This is a genomic window from Shewanella sp. SP2S2-4, from assembly GCF_031932025.1.
GTDB classification, from domain to species: Bacteria; Pseudomonadota; Gammaproteobacteria; order Enterobacterales; family Shewanellaceae; genus Shewanella; species Shewanella baltica.
In genome coordinates this window covers 132,019-148,648 of the sequence record NZ_JAUOER010000001.1, presented here as the reverse complement: position 1 = coordinate 148,648, position 16,630 = coordinate 132,019, and the positions used below count along the sequence as shown (strand labels likewise).

Sequence of the window (16,630 nt, the reverse complement as noted above, 5' to 3'; positions counted from 1 at the left end):
TAAGGATTTTATGAGCATTAATTCAGTAAATAACGGAATTTTTTAATCATATTTTCATAAATAGGCTTCAAGATTGAAAATAGCTAGCATGCGATATTCCATTCGACAGAAAGTATGTTAGATTCTGGCGAATTGTTGCTGATCGCTGTATTGTTACCTCTGTCATCAACAGTTCTCCACAGGGCCATCGCTGCAAATTTAGTTAGATTTGCAGGGAAGTGTCAGGAAGTTACACCAATTCAGAGTCTGCTTATGCAACCCAATTTATTTCCCGAACAAAGAAACGTTTACCAACAATCGATGGTGACATTACCTTCGATTGAAGCCCAATCTTCCTCTCGTCGCGGCCGTTTGCAGCGCATGGTTGGCAGCGTATTGTTAACCTGTAGCGTATTGCTGAGTCTTTCGGCGTGTGCGGCGGGTAAGCAGGCGTCACCACAAGAAGGTGAAGAGTTCAGTTACGCTTGGCTTAAGGGCTATGCCCGAACTATGGCTGCACAACCCTATGAAAGCCATAAAGGCGAATTGCCTAAAAGCCTTCAAGGCATGAGCTGGGATGATTACCAACAATTCCACTTTAAGAAAAAAGCCGCACTGTGGCGCGATCAGGACTCTGAGTTTCGTGCCGAGCTGTTCCACCTAGGGCTGTATTTCGACACGCCAATTCACATTTATGAATTGAATGAAGGCAAGGCTAAGTTAATTGACTATTCGCCTTCTATGTTCGATTACGGTAAGTCAAAGGTGAAAGGCAGTCAGTTGCCTAAGGATCTTGGCTTTGCGGGTTTCCGTATGCAGTTCAATACCGATTGGGAACGTGACGTTGTCGCTTTCCTTGGCGCCAGCTATTTCCGCGCTGTGGGTCATGAGATGCAATACGGCTTGTCGGCTCGTGGTTTAGCGGTGGATACTGCGCTGCCAAAACCTGAAGAGTTTCCAATGTTCACCGACTTCTGGTTAGAAAAACCTAAACCAGGATCGAACATCACGACTGTGTATGCCTTGTTAGACTCTCCGAGTGTCACGGGGGCTTACCGTTTCGATATCGAGCCGGGTGAGCGTTTAAAAATGAAAGTGGATGTGGCTGTTTATCCACGTAAAGCGATTGAACGTTTAGGTGTAGCGCCACTGACCAGTATGTTTATGGTGGGTGAGAACGATCGCCGTACCGGTTACGACTGGCGTCCAGAAATCCATGATACCGATGGCTTAGCCATGCACACGGGGAATGGTGAATGGATTTGGCGTCCACTAGGTAATCCAGAAAACCTACGATTCAACGCCTATAGCGATGAGAATCCAAAGGGTTTTGGTTTACTGCAACGTGACCGCAACTTCGATCACTATCAGGATGACGGCGTGTTTTACGATAAACGCCCAAGCCTGTGGATTGAACCAACAAGCAGTTGGGGTAAAGGTTCAGTGCAGTTAGTTGAAATCCCAACACTGGATGAAACCTTCGATAACATAGTGGCTTTCTGGAATCCTGCTGAGCCGATTGTGCCGGGTCAAGAGCTGCTGTATAGCTACAACATGTATTGGGGCGGCATTCCACCGGTTCAATCACCCCGTGCTCGTGTTGTCGATACTTTCACTGGGATTGGCGGCGTAGTTGGCCAGAAACGCAAATACTACAGTAAGCGTTTTGTGGTGGATTTCGCGGGCGGCACTTTGCCTATGATAGGCAAAGATACCCAAGTTAAAGCTGTGATCACTGCATCTGAAGGTAAAGTCGAAATTGAATCTGCCCGTCCGTTAGCTTCGATTAATGGTTACCGCGCTATGTTTGACGTAGTGCCACCCGGAGACGGCACTGAGCCGATTAACCTGAGAGTCTATTTAGAAGTCGATGGCCAGCCATTGTCTGAAACTTGGATGTATCAGTGGAATCCGCCTGCTAAGGATGATCGTGAATTGCACAATGCGGGTCATCTGCAATAAGCGATTTGTGAGTTATTAATCTAAAACGCCAGCTAACTTAGCTGGCGTTTTTGTTTTGGCTTAGCTCACTGAATCCTGCCTCTGCAGGTTTTTGGGTTTATACGGCTTGATAGGTTAAGACTAGATTATCTAAAAAATGCCCTAGCAACTGATTCATTCGAGTCGTTGATTGTCCCAAGATGAACTCAGGGCTTTGAATATAGGGTATTTTCTGTGTGCTAGAAAAAGCACTTTCTTGGGCAATTAATGGTCTTAATTGGCTACTGATAAATTCAAGATGGCATTGAAATCCAAAAACTAAATGTGTGTAACGTATAATTTGCCGTGGGCAAGCTTCACTTGTGGCGAGCACTTCGCAATCGGGAGTGAGGCCTGGCATGTCGTTATGCCAGTGGCCGACCACTTCAGTGGTCGAAAATGTCTTAAGGTTAACATCACTTCTTCCTGCCGCAGTTAGTTCAATGGGGAAGTAACCAATCTCGGTATGCGGGCTCTTTTGATAACGGGCACCTAATGCCTCGCCGATTAACTGTGCCCCAAGACAAACCCCCACAATGGCTTTATTTTTTTGGATAGCTTGTCTGATAAACCTTTGTTCTGCTTGGCTATCAAAATATGGACAATCGCTTTGGCATGTCGCGGGAGACTGGGGGCCACCGAGGATAATTAATAGATCAAAACCATCACTATTGTCGGGTAAAGCTTCATTTAGATAGATTCTGCTAAAGCTCATACTGTAGTTTTTGCTTGCGGCCCAATCACTAAAATAGCCTGGACCTTCATAGCTTTCATGGATAATGCAATGAATGCGCATCGAGTTTTCCTGTGTCTTTTATGGGATAACGCTATGCTACAATCCTTTTTATTTGGCTGAATAACGTTATATGGACAAGTAATAATGCTAAGTCGCCAACTCGATTCGATTAATACCATTATTGAGCAAGCGCCTAATATGCCTTCTTTTATAAAAACGATTGAGATGCAGAAGGGGTATGTGGATGCTTTACACCAGCACTGTTGGCATCAGCTTATTTTTCCGCTTCAAGGCCTGTTACAGACAGAGGCAAATGGGGCACTGTTTTTGGTCCCCCATACCACAGCGCTTTTTGTGCCTGCAGGTGTCATGCATGAGTCTGTTGCGATTACAGATACCTGCTTTATTGGTGTCTATTTGAATCCTATGTATGGTCGAGATTATGGCGCCATGATAAAGCCCGTCGCTATGAGTGCTTTTCTAAGGGAGTTGGTACTAACGCTCAGAAAACAATGTGTTTTTAATCCCCCAACGAATGTTGAGCCAATGGCTCTGGCGGCAATACAGCGTTTGCTTGAGGTGTTATACGATCAAATTAATAGTGCGGAAGGACAGACTTTTAAGTTACTGATACCGCAAGATAGGCGCCTAAAATTGATCTTTGAGCATTTAACCCAAACACCAGCTTTAGATTTATCTTTAGCGAAATGGGGTGAGATGGTTGGGGCATCGGAACGAACATTGTCGAGGTTATTTGTGAGGGAGTTTGGTTCCTCATTCGTATTATGGCGTCAACATTTACGGTTGATCTATTCGCTATCACTATTGGCCACTGACCTATCAATACAGAATGTGGCCCACCAAATTGGTTATCAAAATGATTCATCCTATATCAAAGCTTTCAAGGAGCGTTTTGGAATGACGCCACAGCGATTTCGGTTAGGCGATCATGGGATATAACGCAGTTACGACTCATGATAACGAGCATTTCATCTGACTTTTTAATTTGAATCAATGCTTTATGGATTTTATTCGCGGTTATTCATATCGTTGAATATAATCATCAATTGCAAGCATACGACTGAGTTATTGAGGACTAATTCACTTTTTGACAATCTAAATAATTTTTCACTGTAAAAGAGGCCAAATATAGGCGTAATCTGTGGGCGTTCTCGCCATGGGTCAGTATTTTATGTTTGAAATGTTCACAACGTTAGGCTTTGCTTGGTCTGTGGGTTTAGTGCTTGCGATACTGTTTGTATTGGCATACGAATTCATTAATGGCTTCCACGACACGGCCAATGCGGTGGCTACGGTTATTTATACCAAGGCTATGCCAGCCAATCTTGCGGTCGTTACTTCTGCGCTCTTTAACTTTGCAGGTGTGCTATTAGGTGGCTTAGGTGTGGCCTATGCAATAGTGCATTTGTTGCCCGTAGATTCCTTGCTCGGCATGGATTCGACCCAAGGTTTGTTGATGGTCTTTTCCCTGCTGTTTTCGGCAATTATCTGGAACTTAGGCACTTGGTATTTTGGTATACCGGCATCGAGTTCCCATACCTTGATAGGTTCGATAATGGGCGTGGGCGGCGCGTTCGCTTGGATGAATCATCAGCCTGTCTTGCAGGGCATTAATGTCTCTAAGGCCTCGCAGATCATGTTGTCCTTAATTATTTCGCCGACTTTAGGTTTTGTGATGGCGGGGATTTTTCTACTCATCATGAAATACGTCTGGCAGAAACATAAAATTCACCGCACTCCCGATGAGCAGATGCAGATTAATGGCAAAAAACACCCGCCATTTTGGGCAAGGGCGAGTTTAATTGTCTCTGCTATGGGGGTGAGTTTTGCCCATGGTTCGAACGATGGCCAGAAGGGTATAGGCCTAGTGATGCTAGTGCTGATTTGTATGGCTCCGGCGTATTTTGCCTTGGACATGGGCAGTCAACCCTATGATTTGGAACGAACTCAAGATGCCAATCGGCGCATTATGGCGATTTACGATCGTAACCAAGCCGTGATCGCGGATGTGATCGATTTTAGCGCTTCAGCAAACGTCCCCGAATATATGCTGGCCCATTGCTCGCCTGCGAATGTATTGCCCGCGATGTCGCTGCTCGACCGTCGCTTGGCAAAAGTCTCGACTTACCAAGAGATGAATGTCGCTGAGCGACGCGAGGTGCGTCGATTACTCCTGTGTATCGATGATACCGCTCGCCAAGTCGCTAAGTTAGATCTGCCCGTGAAAGATCTGACTTCATTGGCGAAATGGCGCAAGGATCTCACCCACACCACTGAATATGCGCCACTTTGGGTGATTATTGCCATTGCGACTGCACTGGGCTGCGGCACGTTAGTGGGTTGGCGAAGGATTGTGTATACCGTGGGTGAGAAAATTGGCTCATCGAGTATGACTTACAGCCAAGGTATTGCTGCACAGGTCACCGCTGCCGTATCAATTGGGATTGCCAGTATGACGGGCATGCCGGTATCGACGACTCATATTCTATCTTCCGCTGTTGCTGGCACTATGGTGGCGAATCGCTCAGGGCTTCAGATCCAGACAATCAAGCAAATCATGCTCGCTTGGTTATTGACGCTTCCTATCACTATGTTGCTCTCTGCGTGCGTATTTATCCTTGCCAATGCACTTTGGGGTTAGCCAGAAATATAAGCTGAATGCTCACATAGCCAAGCCTTAAGCGCTTGGTGTTTAAATTCAGCGCCGTTTCCCGCGATAATGAGCTATGCCATCTTGTTAGTGTTGAGCCTTCAACACCCACAAGGATAAAATGGCTGAGCAATCTCGAATACGTTTTAAAGCACGACACCAATAATAAGAGCAGCGATACCCACGGCGAGCTTGCCGTGGGTTTTATTAGGCCCGTTTTACCTTGATAGCGTTCTACCAAGAAAGTCCCATCTGGGGGCTTGTCTCTTCGGGTTTCTTTTCAAGCAGGCTTATCTCGGCGAGTTGAATGTGCGCTGCAATTTGGCTGCGCAATTTTTGATAGAGACGTATGGCGAGTTCTGGTGCGGTTTCATTATCGGGAGTATGGATAAATAGATAGGGCTCTCGGCCTTCAGTAAGCCACTGCGGGAGTTGGGCGAGCCAATTATCAAAAAAGGCATCGTTATCCTTAGGTAAAGCGCTCGCGCCTTGCTGCGCGAGTCGTGCTACGGCATCGTCTGCTTGGCCGATAAAGCGCACCACAGGATGATTTGCGGTGGCAATCGCATGCACTGGCACTCGAGGTTTTTTCTTATGGGCGTCGATAATGGCGGCGTCGCTGGGTGGTAGGGCAAACAAGGGCCTGCTATCCATGATGATGCGATTCACTTTTTTATCGATAAGCAATCGATTCAGTGCACGCTCAGCTTCTCCCTTCGCAAAAAATGCAGCATGCCTGACTTCAACGCCATAGGTTAATCCTTGGGGGACTTGATTGAGAAATTGCGCTAACACAGGTAAGTTTTCTGGGCCGAAATGGGCGGGTAGTTGGATTTTCCAGATCCCCGTTTTATCAATTAATGGCGCCATCACTTGGAAGAAATCTTTCAACTCTTGGCCACAGTATTGCAATAGTTTTTGGTGGGTAATGGTTTGCGGCAGCTTGAAGGTAAAGCGAAAATCATCGGGTGTGGCACTATGCCAGTTCATTACGGTTTGCTGTGCTGGTGTTGCGTAGAAACTGGTGTTGCCTTCGACCGTATTGAATATTGTGGCGTAACGGGCGAGTCGCTCCGCTTGTTTAATCCCATGGCCATAGACACTCTCTTGCCAATTTGAGTGTGACCACATGGCTAGCCCAAGGCGAAAATGACTCGGTTTATTTAACCCAGAACGCAACTCATCCAAAAAGACCTTCCTTAAATTTTATTCACATTTGCCAATGCAATCCTAGCCTGATGTAGGCTAGGGTTTGGGGCATTGTGCCGATACCCTTAGTCTAGAGTCAAATCTCGCCGCTGATGGCTTAGGGTATTGTATTTGATTTTGTTTGCATTTAATCCTATAAAAAGCCGAGCCCAACTTGGGCAACTCTGGAATGACATTGAAAATTAACCTACTCTAATAGTGCGTTATTATTATTTTTATGCTTATGATCAGACTTATTACTTAGCCAAATACAGACGTTGATTGGAGAACGGTGTGAATAATGATGGCTACACTTCCCTAAGCAATTTTATTGACCTTCTTTTGGATGCTATTTGCGTCGTTGATAAAACTGGGCGGTTTGAATTTGTCAGTGCGGGGGCTGAACGTATTTTTGGCTATACGCCTGCGGAAATGATGGGTATGCAGATGCTCGATCTTGTGCTGCCTGAAGATAGAGAACGCACACTCGCAACCGCCAATGAGATTATGACTGGCCGCTATAAGGTCGATTTCGAAAACCGTTATGTGCGTAAAGACGGCACAGTTGTCGATATTTTATGGTCTGCCCGCTGGTCTGAGGTTCATCAGCAACGTGTGGCTGTGGCGAGGGATATTTCTAAAAGTAAAAACGCCGAACGCCGACAAGCAGCCCTGTATGAGATTTCTGAAGCTGTGCATGTTGCTGAGGACTTGCTAGCTCTATATCGCCGTATCCATGAAATCATTGCAAAATTGCTGCCTGCGGCAAACTTTGCCATTGCATTGTACGATCAAGATTTAAATGAACTCAGCTTCCCTTACAAAGCCGCCGCGGGTGATAATTCACTGGTCGATATCGCAAGTTTCAGCTTGTTTACCGAACAAGTGATCCACAGTGCAGAATCTTTACTCCTGTGTCCTGTGACCTTATCTGAGTATCCCCAAGCCATTCGCGAAGAGCTGGGTAATGGCAATTTAAGTTGGCTGGGTGTGCCGCTAAAGCTGCAAAAAGGTGTTATCGGTGCCTTGATGATGCATAGCTTGCCCACTTCGGCTTCTTATACGCACCAAGACCGTGAGCTATTGGAGTTTGTTTCTACGCAAATTGCCTTTGCGATTGAACGCCGACAAATGCTTGCGCGATTAGAACATATTGCGCTGTATGATCAGTTAACCCTGTTACCCAATCGTGAGCTTTTTTACGATAGGTTTCAAAAGGCACTATCCCGTGCCCATAGGGAATCAAGTTATTTCTCTTTACTTTATTTAGACTTAGATAAGTTTAAATGGGTTAACGATACCTTTGGTCATAGCGTTGGCGATTTGCTGCTGCAAGTAACGGCGCAGCGTATTCTCAGCTGTGTTAGGGGTTCAGATACCGTAGCGCGTTTCGGCGGTGATGAGTTTGTGATCTTACTAGAACGTGTTGATTCTGCTCAAAATACCCTATTGGCAGCGCATAAAATATTACAAGTCCTTAATCAACCCTTCGAACTTGCCGACCAGCAAATCCATATTTTACCGAGTATTGGTATTGCCTTGTATCCAGAGCACGGCATGGACGAAAAACAGTTACTCTCCTGTGCAGATGCTGCTATGTATAAGGCTAAGAAAAATGGGGGCAATCGTATTGAAATGGGCTATCAAGGGCTAAGAAACCTAAATGCGGATCCGCTACCTGCAGCTTCTGAGTCAGAAGAAAGTGAGTTAGAAGACGCTGAGTTAAATAACCTTGAAAACAAGGTGACTAAGATAGTGTGAGTCCGATTGAGGTGTTCAGGCGCAAGAGTTGGGGCGGCTGGAAGGTATAAAGAAATGCCCGTCAATGTCAGTGACATTGGCGGGCATTATTGTCAGGAACGATTTTACGGCATCAGAGTATAGAATCGTGATGACTCTACAGTTTGAAGCGATTTACTTCCTGCTGTAATGACGCCGCTAAGTGGGCGAGTTCCTGCGCTTGCACCATAGAGGTTTGCGCTTCAATCGAGAGATTCTCCGACACTTCACGAATCGACTCAGTATTGCGGTTGATTTCGCTGGTGACTGAAGTTTGCTCTTCAGCTGCCGTGGCAATTTGGCTCGCCATATCCGAAATATCATTAATGGCTTTACTGATCAGCAACAGACTTTCGCTGGCGGAATTAGCGTCGGCCACACTGGTTTCTGCCATTTCATGACTCTGAGTCATAGATTTAACAGCTTTGCCGGCGGTTTGTTGGAGGGTTTCGATCATCGCTTGAATTTCTTGGGTCGATGAATGAGTTCGTTGTGACAGTACACGCACTTCGTCGGCAACCACAGCAAAACCGCGGCCTTGTTCACCCGCTCGTGCGGCTTCAATGGCCGCGTTAAGTGCGAGTAAGTTGGTTTGTTCGGCGATGCCACTGATTGTTAACAGAATACTGTTGATCTTCTGTGAGTGCTCATTCAGCTCACCGATAATTCGGCCGGCAGTTTCAACTTCACTAGCTAAATTACGGATAGATTGCTGACTCTGGGCGACTTGTTTGTGGCCATGATTCGAAAGCCCGACAGCATTTTGCGCAGTTTGTGCTGTGTGCTCGGCATTGCTGGCAATCTCTTCGGTGGCACTGGCCATTTCGGTGACAGCCGTGGCGACCATAGTCACTTCATCTTGTTGGACTTCAATGCGTTGGCTGTTGTCTGTGGCCGAAGCACTGCTGCCTTGGGCTTGATGCTCCAATTGACCTGCAATCTTGTGCATACGGGAAATCATGCCATGGAGACGTTCCACAAAGCGGTTAAAGCCCGAAGCCAACATACCAATTTCATCGTGACTGTTGGCAGTATGAATGCGCACAGTTAGATCGCCATCACCTTCGGCGATATCATTAAGTGCTTGGGCAACGCGTTCGAGATCTTTGAATTGGATTTTGAAAATCGCGATTAAAATCAAGCCAAATAGCACTAATAGGGCGACACCTACGGCCGACATCCACCAGGCAAGATCGGTTGCCTGTGACATGATTTCCTTTTTATCCATCACGAAAATCAGCGCCCAGTCTGTCGAGGGAATTGCCGCGACATAGACTAATTTAGTGGCGCCATCTAGGGTACGTTCTTCCATGGTATTGGCATTGGTGCGCTGTGATAACCAGCTATTGCTAAAATTACTATCAATTTTTGTGAGTTGCTGGGTATTGAACTGGCTATTGGGATGACTGATGATGAGTCCCGCAGTATCGACCATCAAGGTATAACCTTCGCCCGGCACTTCGAGGCGCTGCACCGCATCGGTTAATTGATCTATGGTTAAGTTCGCTGCGGCCACGCCTATCAGCTGTCCTGATCCCATCACAGGCTCGGCAATGGTCACGACTTGTTTTTTCAGTGTGGCGCTGACGTAGGGTGCCGTCATGATCATTTTACCGGCAGCTTTAGCGTCCATATACCAAGGGCGGACGCGGGGATCATAATTCGCAGTATTTAGAGACGGATCTTGGCGATACATGTTGCCTTGCTCGTCGCCATAATAGGTGAGGGCAAAGTCCACCGCAGTATGCGCTTGCAGTAAATGAGGGGTAACGTTTGTACTTGGATCGGCTTCAATGGCTTGTTTTAGGCTGGTAATGGCCATTTTTCTGTCTTGCATCCACTGACCAATACCGGATGAAAAGGTATTCGCCAGTTGGTCAATTTCATGTTGAGTGTTTTCTAACGCATTATTTCTAATGAAATAACTAGAGATACTTACGAGTACAGCAATAGTGATCAGTACCGCGGAAAGACTGCTGAACAGCAGCCGTGTTTTGAGTGTCGATCGCATAATCTATTCCTTTATATTTCGTTAGCTCTCTAACGTTGTTTTAGTATAGCGGCAGCAAGGGGAAAAACATTAAACCATTAGTGAATTATAGTAATAAATTTAGACGTGACGCCCATAATTTAGAATTTTTATAATCGCATGATTTTTATGTTAATAACGATTGAGTGAGCCATTATTTATTAATGGTTACTCGATAAAACTGAGAAGATTGAATTGAGGTGGATGAATAATATTCTACAAATGATAAATATCATTCTTTATCGTCAGTAGACCGTTAAAATATACTCGTTCTCGCTAACGATATAATTAAATATGTTACCGTTTTACGAGTTCTATTAATTGATTATTCAGAATGCTAACCTGTTTATTTGAAGGCTAAGTTTCTGTGGGGAGTCTTGTTGTTCTGCTTCGTGCTTAGGCTTCATTTATTACGGCACATAAAAAAGGAGCTCCTAGAAGCTCCTTGTTAATTCTAAAATGGCCTTAATCTCATTGGGTCATTTTATTTTTGATCAGTACACAGCGCTGTTCCATTTGACGGGTTTCTAATAGATTGCGGCGGGTGAGATTCGATAATCCAGTTTGGCTATCAAGCACTTTATCCAATGCCGCTATGCTAGTGTAGTTACAATCAGTAGGAATCAAGTTGTGAGCGTAGTTACGCATAAACACAGGGCCTTTTTTATCCATATCCCTCAAGCTCGCCAGACGTTCCTCCGCCGTAGCCGCGCTCAATAGTTTCTGCTCCGCAGGATAAAGATTTTCCATAATGATCCGTTGCTTGGAGAAAGGCAGGCTGTCTTGATGAACCTTGCTTAACCAGCGACGTTTGGCCGCCGCTTCTGGGCGGATCACTTGCGCGGCAAGCGCAGCTTTTTCGCCTGAGTCCGAATTATCCTTGGCCGCTTCTTTGGTTAAACGTTGCTGCGCGTTAGGGAAATCATAGCGATTGAGCTGGGTGATGATCGCCCAGCGTAAATCTTGATCTAAGGTTAACCCCTTAATTTTTGTTTCGCCGTCAACGAGTTGCGCTAAATGGCGTAATGAATCCCTGTCGCTGGCTAAATTGACATACGCATCGAACCAAATACGTTGGAAGTCATTATCGCCTTTGCTTTCCATCGCTTTTCTAAGGCTCATCTGGCTTAAGCCTTTGATTGCATTCTCAGCGTAGTTTTGCTGAATAGGTGCGATTTGTGCGAGATACTGCTTCGAGCGCAACATGCTATCGATGATCTGACCAACAATCGTGTAGTCCGTCTCAGCAGGCGCGTTAACAAATACTGTGCTTAGGTATTGATCTAAGCTCAATTTACCTTCACGAACGCTGTCCCACAGACTTTGCCACAGCATAGAGCGCAGCAGTGGATCTGACACATTACTCAACTGCTGTTTTGCGGTGTTAAAGGATTTGTCATCGAGCTCGACTTTCACAAAACCCCAATCATCAAAGTTTGGATAGACTAAGTCTGGGCAGCGCTCACCAATCAGTTGTTTGACTTCGGTACGCTCACCCTTGTAAGTCACTGGCACTGTGACGTCATGACGCAAATCGAAGCGGCCTTGGGTAAAGAGCGCTACTTGGACTTTTTGTTCGCGTAATGCTGGCAGTTCAGCGCTTGCTGGAAGTTGAAGCAGGCTAAAGTCGCTGATACGGTTACCTTCACAGCGATATTCCGCCTTGATGGTGTTAACGCCAGCGCTGTAGAGCCATTCTTGAGTCCATGCGCTTAAATCACGACCAGCGGCTTTGCCTAGGCTATTGATAAAATCATCTAACTCGGCATTTTGATAACTATATTGTTTTAAATAATTGCTGACTCCACGGCGAAACACCATGTCGCCCAGCAAGTGGCGCAGTTGTTTCAGTGTCGATGCGCCTTTTTGATAAGTGATCGCATCGATATTGTCGAAGGCGTTTTGGGTTGTTGCCACAGGCACTTCAATTGGATGCGTAGTGACTAAGCTGTCCTGCTCATAAGCTCTTTGTTTGCCTTTAGCGTAAAAAGTGCGCCAAGCATTGGTGAATTCGGTCGCCTCCTGAGTCGCAAGCGTGCCCATAAAGGAGGCAAAGCTTTCATTGAGCCACAGGCCATTCCACCATTTCATGGTCACGAGATCGCCAAACCATTGATGCGCCATTTCATGCATGATAACGCCGGCTAGGCTTTGTTTTTGATCTGCCGTCATGGCTGCTTTATAGAGGAAATGATCTTCGGCAAAGGTCACAGCCCCCGCGTTTTCCATCGCGCCATAGAGGAAATCAGGCACTAGAATTTGATCGTATTTCTTAAAGGGATATGGAATACCGAAGTAGTTATCGAAGAAGGTTAATCCTTGTTTGGTATAGTTAAACCAATCCTGCGGTGTGACTCGGCTAGCCACAGATTCACGGGCGAACAGGCGCATTGGATAGCGGCCAGAGTTGTCTTGCCACATGTGGTAGGGACCCGCATGCATAGAAAAGTTATACGGACTGAGTTTTGGCGTATCAGGGAAGGTCCAACGGTTGTATGCGCCTGCTGGAGTGATTTGGCTTTCACGCATAGTGCTAATCACTTGCCAATCTTTAGGTGCTGTGACCGTAATCTGATAGTTGGCTTTGATATCCGGTTGGTCGAATACGGCAAACATTTGCTGCGCGGCGGCGGGTTCAAAATGCGAATAGAGGTAGACCTTGCCATCGACAGGATCTTTAAAACGGTGCAGGCCTTCGCCATTAGTGCTGTGAGGGCGAGTAAACTGCACTTCAACCGTGTTTTCACCCGAGGTGAGTAAACGCGTATTTAAGCTGATGTAAGCGCCATTATAGTTTGGATATACGGCGGTACCGTTGATGATAAAGCGTTTTATCTGTGCCTTGTTTAAATCTAAGCTCAGTTGTTTTGGTATTTCACTTAATTGAAAGGTCACTTTAGAGGTGGCGGAAAACTCGGCTTCCCCTGTGAGCTGAAAATCCAGTTCATAGCGAACATCAGAAATGATCTGCGAGCGCAGCGCGGCCTGATACTGGCTAATGTAAGCACTGGCGTCACGTGGGCCCGTATTAAGAGTGCTTTGGGTGGCACACGACATCAATGCGCCGCAGGCAAGGGCAACAAAACTGGCTTTAAACAAGTTCACAACTAAATCCTTCAACAATTTGTTTTGTTTTCTGCTTGGATATTTACTTTCAATATCGGGAGTTTGGGGTTGCCTGAGTGGCAAATGATCCCTCGCGCCAACGCCGATTTGAAGCAGCATCATTGCAGTGTATTTTGGCCGAGTACACTACCTTATTTACCTTGGATAACCAATGTTAAAAATGTAAAAAAAAGCCAGCGTTTAAGCTGGCTTCTTGGAAACTCTGTTTGGCGACAGTAAGCGCCAAGAGACAATTACATGCCTAAGAAAGACTTAGACTTCATCTTACGGATTTCTTTTTCATCAGACCATTCGATCAGGCCTGTTTCTAAATCCATTAAACGCATTGTCATCTTGTAGTACACATCTTTAGTGCTACCGTCTTGCTTAACTATGCTAGATAAATTGCCGTATAACATGTATTGCGCGCCGATTTGACGACCAAACTTGATGGCGGTTGATGGATCAACCATGCCAGTGTTGTTTTGGTAATCCAATTGTTTACGGACTGAATCTACTTTAGTCATGTCGATAAAACGGAACTTGCCTGAGCGCAATAGTTTGTTGCTGATAGAGTCAGTAACAGACTCAGTATCAATGTGCTCTGAGGTTTTGTTCTTGATGCTGTCGACAAATAAAATCGGACGGCTATTGGCTGTCATGGCCACGATAGGAGGGAAAGTCATCATGCTATCCACCATCTTGGCTGCAATAGCTTGTAGATCCGTTGAGCCAAAATTCTCATTGACGGTTTCAACTTCGGTGGCATCGCCATATTCGACTTTAGATTGACATGCAGCCAGACCCATAACGGCAGCCAGCACAAAAATCAGTTTAAATTGTTTCATAGTCAGTTCCATTTTGTGATTGTATAAACTTAATGACACACGTCTTATTCAAATACCACAACCGCTAAGCTAAATGATTATTGAATAAATTCGGGTGTAATTACCAGTATCAATTGCCCAGACTAAGGTGGTTTTGCCTGCTGCAACGTCAATTTTTGCCGGTGGCGCTTTATCTAACTGCAAAGTGTATTCACCTGCACTCAAATAACGCCGCCCGATCTGTGCTTGTTTAGGCAGCGTCAGCCAACTACGGCGATCCGCTTGCTCTGTTACTACGTTAAAAATCTGCATCGCTATGCTGCCAATATCGGCGGCATTGTTTCCGGGGCTGCCACTCTTTCCAACCTGATAGGCCATCTCGGATTTGGCATAGACCCTTGCGACTTGGCGAACCAAGGTTGCGGGCAGATCTTCCTTGAGTGCTGTGATGGCTAAGGCATCGATATTGGCAATAGGTTCAGTTTTCAGCACTGTACCTAAACCTTGCACTTGCGTCTCTGGCACAAAAGTATTGTTTGGCATGTAAGTGGCTAGGGACACGGTTTGCCAATTGCCATGGATGGTAAAAGGCACTGTAAGTGCCTGTTTGGCCGGAACAAAACCGCGTTCAACCATCAAAATCACTTGGCCATCTTTGGGGTTAGGCAGTTTTGCATCGCCCCAACGGCGTTTAAATTCGTCATATTGTGGCATGCCAAGTTGCTTGGCGAGGCGCACCAGATCTTGCTGTAAATAGGTGTTGTTTGGGGTGATTTGTGCCGCTTTACGATAATCGATATAGGCGTCGTTCGGCTCACCCAGTACTTCATGTAATACGCCAGTGGTGTAATAGCTGTAAGCGTTTAAGAAAGAACTCGTCACAGTGCCTGCGGCTTGGCCTAGCTTGTTGACCTCGGCATCGATAGTCCCGTTCGCCATGGCTTGTACTGATTTTTGTGATTTTTGATAGCGCTCTTGCTCGCTGCTTTGTAACTCGTTACTGCGACGAACTTCGACTAAAGCGCCTTGGTAATCGCCACTAAACAAATAGTTAAGGGCTTGGTATTGGTGCAGCATGATGCGTTCATACCCAGGACCACGGTACGGAATCGCATTGTCGTTTAACACTAAGCTGCTGGCTGTGGCACTAATGTCGCTGACGCTGACTTTGGCCTTATCATCAAAGGCGGTGTAAGCATCGACCGCTTGTTGATAGTACTTTTTACTAGCCGCAAAATCGCCGGCGACTTGAGCAATACGGCCCGCTTCTTGAGCATAGAGTAGGCCATCGTTGCCATTGATATTACTGGCAAGTTTGTCGATATCGGCCAAGGGCGTTGCACTATTCAACTCTTGTTTGAGCGGTTCAATCTGTGAAGGGTAATTAATAAAAATACTGTTGTAGGCGCAGCCCGATAAACTTAGCACCAACCCCATTGCCAAAGTGGGTGCGATAAAAACGCGAGATAAAGGTGTAACCAAAGACAGTTTCATTATTGCGCTTCACCTTGTTCTATGGACTGGGCTGAAATCGACTGAGCCTGTTCTGGCATACTTGAACGCTCGAGTAAGGTGATCCCTTGCAGGTGATCAAATTCGTGTTGAAAAATTCGCGCAATAAAGCCTGTTAATTCGGCCTGTTGCCACTCGCCTTGTAAATTCTGGTAGCGCACTTCAATGGCTTGATGTCTTAGTATGTTAAATCTTTGGCCGGGAACGGAAAGGCAACCTTCTTCGCCGCCGACTAAGTCACTCGATGCATGAATGATTTGCGGATTAACCACGACCACAGGCGCCATATTGGGTGCGTCGGGATAACGTTCATTAGGGCGAGAAGCCATAATAAATAAAGCTAAGGGACTGTGAACCTGTGGTGCCGCGATGCCAACGCCTTTGGCGGCTTCCATGCTGGCAGACATTTGCTCTGCAAGGTGCGCGAGCTCGGCATCGAAATGATGCACTGCAATTGCAGTCTGCCCTAGGATAGCTTCACCCACTAACGCTATGGGTAATAAAGGCGGGGTTTGTTTTGGCATCAAATGTTTAAACATCGCATTCCCTGGATATTTTGCGGTAACCGTCTTTGAATCAAAGTCTTATTTTAAAGCGTCAGTATTAGTAATGTGGCGGCGGCGTTTCTTCAGCCTGAGTCGCCATATTACTCGGTTCCATGTCTTGTAACTTACCAATTAACATGTGAATTTGGTGCTGCTGGTGAGCCACAAGTCGATTTAATTTGATCACTTCTTGGTTTAACTCTTCGACTGTGAGCTCTTGAAAAGCCAATTTGGTTTCTAGATCTTCAATCTGTGCTTGTACGCCTTGCATGACTAACC

General features: G+C 46.0%; 12 protein-coding genes. 4 read left to right on the top strand and 8 right to left on the bottom strand.

The features are described from left to right. Positions 1-252 precede the first annotated feature (252 nt). On the top strand, positions 253-1,941 hold the full coding sequence (locus Q4Q54_RS00695; protein WP_259214992.1) for a glucan biosynthesis protein: 1,689 nt from the start codon (positions 253-255) through the stop codon (positions 1,939-1,941). A gap of 97 nt (positions 1,942-2,038) precedes the next feature. Here the strand turns inward: Q4Q54_RS00695 and Q4Q54_RS00690 are convergent, their stop codons facing one another. Beyond that, on the bottom strand, positions 2,039-2,755 hold the full coding sequence (locus Q4Q54_RS00690) for a type 1 glutamine amidotransferase (protein WP_311987216.1): 717 nt from the start codon (positions 2,753-2,755) through the stop codon (positions 2,039-2,041). A gap of 84 nt (positions 2,756-2,839) precedes the next feature. On the opposite strand from Q4Q54_RS00690, the gene Q4Q54_RS00685 reads away from it, so the two are divergent. Both Q4Q54_RS00685 and Q4Q54_RS00680 read left to right on the top strand, forming a co-directional pair. Then, entirely contained in the window at positions 2,840-3,655 is an 816-nt protein-coding gene (locus tag Q4Q54_RS00685; RefSeq protein WP_311987215.1) for a helix-turn-helix transcriptional regulator, read from the top strand. A 232-nt stretch (positions 3,656-3,887) separates the two neighbouring features. Further along, the gene (locus Q4Q54_RS00680; protein ID WP_311987455.1) at positions 3,888-5,357 is read left to right on the top strand and encodes an inorganic phosphate transporter; all 1,470 of its coding nucleotides are present in this window, start codon (positions 3,888-3,890) and stop codon (positions 5,355-5,357) included. A gap of 243 nt (positions 5,358-5,600) precedes the next feature. Here Q4Q54_RS00680 and Q4Q54_RS00675 read toward each other — a convergent pair whose 3' ends face one another. After that, a complete protein-coding gene (locus tag Q4Q54_RS00675) occupies positions 5,601-6,554 on the bottom strand; it encodes a DUF72 domain-containing protein (protein WP_311987213.1) in 954 nt (317 codons plus the stop codon). A 294-nt stretch (positions 6,555-6,848) separates the two neighbouring features. Here Q4Q54_RS00675 and Q4Q54_RS00670 point away from each other — a divergent pair, with 294 nt between their 5' ends. Then, positions 6,849-8,315, top strand: a complete 1,467-nt coding sequence (locus Q4Q54_RS00670; RefSeq protein ID WP_311987211.1) for a diguanylate cyclase domain-containing protein — start codon at positions 6,849-6,851, stop codon at positions 8,313-8,315. A 136-nt stretch (positions 8,316-8,451) separates the two neighbouring features. On the opposite strand, the gene Q4Q54_RS00665 is transcribed toward Q4Q54_RS00670, so the two are convergent. From Q4Q54_RS00665 to Q4Q54_RS00640, 6 genes are all read right to left on the bottom strand, one after another. Then, a complete protein-coding gene (locus Q4Q54_RS00665) occupies positions 8,452-10,344 on the bottom strand; it encodes a methyl-accepting chemotaxis protein (protein ID WP_311987209.1) in 1,893 nt (630 codons plus the stop codon). A gap of 489 nt (positions 10,345-10,833) precedes the next feature. Beyond that, entirely contained in the window at positions 10,834-13,467 is a 2,634-nt protein-coding gene (gene pepN / locus Q4Q54_RS00660; RefSeq protein ID WP_311987207.1) for an aminopeptidase N, read from the bottom strand. A gap of 254 nt (positions 13,468-13,721) precedes the next feature. Continuing rightward, positions 13,722-14,315, bottom strand: coding sequence for a penicillin-binding protein activator LpoB (gene lpoB / locus Q4Q54_RS00655; protein ID WP_006080406.1), 594 nt, complete (start codon positions 14,313-14,315; stop codon positions 13,722-13,724). A 69-nt stretch (positions 14,316-14,384) separates the two neighbouring features. Next, positions 14,385-15,788 carry a hypothetical protein gene (locus Q4Q54_RS00650; protein WP_311987205.1) on the bottom strand — a complete coding sequence of 468 codons (1,404 nt, stop codon included), beginning with the start codon at positions 15,786-15,788 and terminating at the stop codon, positions 14,385-14,387. Further along, complete coding sequence (def, locus tag Q4Q54_RS00645; RefSeq protein WP_311987203.1) at positions 15,788-16,345, bottom strand: peptide deformylase; 558 nt, start codon at positions 16,343-16,345, stop codon at positions 15,788-15,790. The genes Q4Q54_RS00650 and def overlap by 1 nt, the downstream gene beginning before the upstream one ends. Positions 16,346-16,409: 64 nt before the next feature. Continuing rightward, entirely contained in the window at positions 16,410-16,622 is a 213-nt protein-coding gene (locus tag Q4Q54_RS00640) for a SlyX family protein (protein ID WP_006080410.1), read from the bottom strand. Between the last annotated feature and the right edge of the window lie 8 nt (positions 16,623-16,630).

Coding starts and splice junctions, on each gene's coding strand:
- Q4Q54_RS00685 (WP_311987215.1), top strand. CDS start 2,840: ATGCTAAGTCGCCAACTCGATTCGATTAATACCATTATTGAGCAAGCG.
- Q4Q54_RS00680 (WP_311987455.1), top strand. CDS start 3,888: ATGTTTGAAATGTTCACAACGTTAGGCTTTGCTTGGTCTGTGGGTTTA.
- lpoB (WP_006080406.1), bottom strand. CDS start 14,315: ATGAAACAATTTAAACTGATTTTTGTGCTGGCTGCCGTTATGGGTCTG.
- def (WP_311987203.1), bottom strand. CDS start 16,345: ATGTTTAAACATTTGATGCCAAAACAAACCCCGCCTTTATTACCCATA.
- Q4Q54_RS00695 (WP_259214992.1), top strand. CDS start 253: ATGCAACCCAATTTATTTCCCGAACAAAGAAACGTTTACCAACAATCG.
- Q4Q54_RS00690 (WP_311987216.1), bottom strand. CDS start 2,755: ATGCGCATTCATTGCATTATCCATGAAAGCTATGAAGGTCCAGGCTAT.
- Q4Q54_RS00665 (WP_311987209.1), bottom strand. CDS start 10,344: ATGCGATCGACACTCAAAACACGGCTGCTGTTCAGCAGTCTTTCCGCG.
- Q4Q54_RS00640 (WP_006080410.1), bottom strand. CDS start 16,622: ATGCAAGGCGTACAAGCACAGATTGAAGATCTAGAAACCAAATTGGCT.
- Q4Q54_RS00650 (WP_311987205.1), bottom strand. CDS start 15,788: ATGAAACTGTCTTTGGTTACACCTTTATCTCGCGTTTTTATCGCACCC.